2 protein-coding genes and 1 pseudogene are annotated in these 2,436 nt (G+C 66.8%); all 3 read left to right on the top strand.

What is annotated here, in order from left to right:
- Positions 1-115 precede the first annotated feature (115 nt).
- Complete coding sequence (locus AB0I73_RS41030; RefSeq protein ID WP_363045473.1) at positions 116-805, top strand: dihydrofolate reductase family protein; 690 nt, start codon at positions 116-118, stop codon at positions 803-805.
- 132 nt (positions 806-937) lie between these two features.
- A complete protein-coding gene (locus AB0I73_RS41025) occupies positions 938-1,165 on the top strand; it encodes a helix-turn-helix domain-containing protein (protein ID WP_363045474.1) in 228 nt (75 codons plus the stop codon).
- Between the two features lie 993 nt (positions 1,166-2,158).
- Positions 2,159-2,436, top strand: a pseudogene (locus AB0I73_RS41020) (hypothetical protein); the annotation flags it as partial.

Below are 2,436 nucleotides of genomic sequence, written 5' to 3'. Positions count from 1 at the left end.
CGCTGGAACAGCTCCCACAACTCATCCGGCACCAGCCGCTCAACGATCCCTGCCACGGCCGACAGCCTACCCAGCCAAATGAGATGACCTCTAAGAGAAACGGATCACAACACCGATGACCACGCGCCCGTACGTCATCCTCTCCGCCGCCATATCAGTCGACGGATACCTGGACGACACCAGCCCCGATCGGCTGCTTCTGTCCAACGAGCCCGATTTTGACCGCGTCGACCAGGTCCGCGCGGAGTCCGACGCCATCCTGATCGGCGCGAATACGATGCGCCGGGACAATCCCCGCCTGCTGGTGAATAGTGAGGAGCGGCGCACGCGGCGCATCGCCGACGGCAAGCCCGAGTACCCGCTGAAGGTCACCGTCACCGCGAGCGGCGATCTGTCCGCCGACCTCAAGTTCTGGCACCACGGCGGCCAGAAGTTGGTGCTCACCGTGGACAGCGCCGAGGAGAAGGTGCGTGCCACCCTGGGCGACTTCGCCGACGTTGTCAGCGTCGGCCCCGAGCTTGATTGGGGGCTGGTCCTCGATGAGCTGGGTCGTCGCGGTGTCGAACGGCTAATGGTGGAGGGTGGCGGCACCATTCACACTCAGCTCATGGCGCAGAACCTGGCCGACGAAGTACACCTGGCCATCGCCCCGTTGCTCGTGGGGCAGCCCGAGGCAGCCCGGTTCTTGGGCGCCGCCGACTACCCGGGCGGTTCGACGGCCCGGATGAAGGTGCTGGAGGTCAGGGCAATCGGCGACGTCGTCTTCGTTCGTTACGCACCGAAGGAACGTTCTACCGAGAACTAGAACTGACGACACGCCGTCAACTCCACCTGAAGAAGTGCAGAACTATGTATAGTTCCGGATCACGTAAGGAGAGGGGGATCAGTGTCTGAGCTACTCAACGCAGTCGATGCTCTGCTCGCACGGCCGGACGCCATGCCGTCGCCGGACGTCCGGGCTCGGCTGAGGAAAGCCGACGGGTTGACGCAGGAAGAAGTCGCCGAAGTCTTCGGTGTCACCCGCGTGGCCTTCCATCGCTGGGAGACGGGCTTGGCGAAACCTCGCCGACGTCACCTCGAGGCTTACGTTCGCCTGCTGGACGGCTGGGCGGCAAAGCATCCAGAGGCAGCACGGGCTCCGGAACCAGAACGACAGGCTGGATAAGGAGACTGATGCCAACCGGTCCGTAAACGCCGAAGCGGCCCCGTCGCCACAACGGGACCGCTTCCTAGCGATCGACTCGCAACCCTTCCAAAAGCTCGAGTCGTGAGCAGCGAGGTGACCTCGTCTGCCGGGTGATGCCCGTGGACCCTAGAGTCCGCGTGGTCACCTATACCCAGGATATGCGCGGCTTCGCGCGCATCGCCACTATCCCGGGTCGGCAGTTACGTCACACTCGCTGATCACGACTCCCCTACTTGGGGAGATGTCCTCCTTTGCACAGCCCACATCGCCCGCCCGCCGGCCCTGCTGGCGAGGACTTCGGGTCCACCTACCTGGAACGCGCCTGGGAGCCACCGGAAGAGGTCATCCTGCGGCGGGAGCTGGTGCGCACACCCACGTTGCAGCCAGAAGATCTCGGCGTCCTGGCGGAGCTGCTGCTCCGTGACCCGCGCCTGCCGTCGACCATGGAAGCCATCCGCGCCGACCTCCAGGCGCGCGGCTGGAAGATGGGCAAGGACCGCTACAACGCCATCGCGGCGCGCCTGACGAAGGCCGGTCACCTCGCCCGCCTCTCGGTCTACGACGACACCACGCAGCGCCCTACCTGGGTCACTCGGGTCTACCGGAACCCCGCGAACAACGAGCAGTACGTCGATCTCGGCATCGCCGCATCAGCGCAGGTCAGCGCCGAAATGCGGGAAACCCGCGATCCAGCCGACGCCCCCGACTCCGAACAGCGGGAAACCCGCGTTTCGCCTGGTCAGCGCCGGATCGCGGAAAACCCGCGATTTGAAAACCCGCGTTTCGCCTGGTCAGCGCCGGAATGCGGGAAACCCGCGATCCGCTCCGCACCCCCCACACCCCCCGGGGGAGGAGGATTCCTCCTCCCCTACCCCTCCCACCCGCACCACGGGGTCGCTTCCGTCACAGAGGGAGGAGGCGGCGGAGTTCTCCCCGGAGGAGATCACCGCGGCCGAGGACTTCCTGCAGCAGATGCAGCGCTGGCAGGCGGGTGCTGCCACCGCCCGCAGGTGCGCGCCGAAGCTGCTGGCCACGATGCGCAAGCAGGGCTGGCCGCCCCTGGCCGGCCTGGATGCCGACGACCGCGGCCTGCTCGAGGCGGAGGTGCTGAAGAACACCGGCGGCGCGGCCTCCTGGACCAAGTGCCTGCCGGGTTGGGTGCAGGACCTGCGCCGCTACGCGCTGGTGCGCCCGCAGCCCGCTCCTGCGCCGACCAGCAGCCCGCGGCCGACGGCGACGCGTGCCGTCAT

This window comes from Streptomyces sp. NPDC050388 (genome assembly GCF_040655635.1).
Taxonomy (GTDB): domain Bacteria; phylum Actinomycetota; class Actinomycetes; order Streptomycetales; family Streptomycetaceae; genus Streptomyces.
Note: the sequence above shows the minus strand (reverse complement) of the source record. Positions and strands in the feature narration are given on the sequence as shown.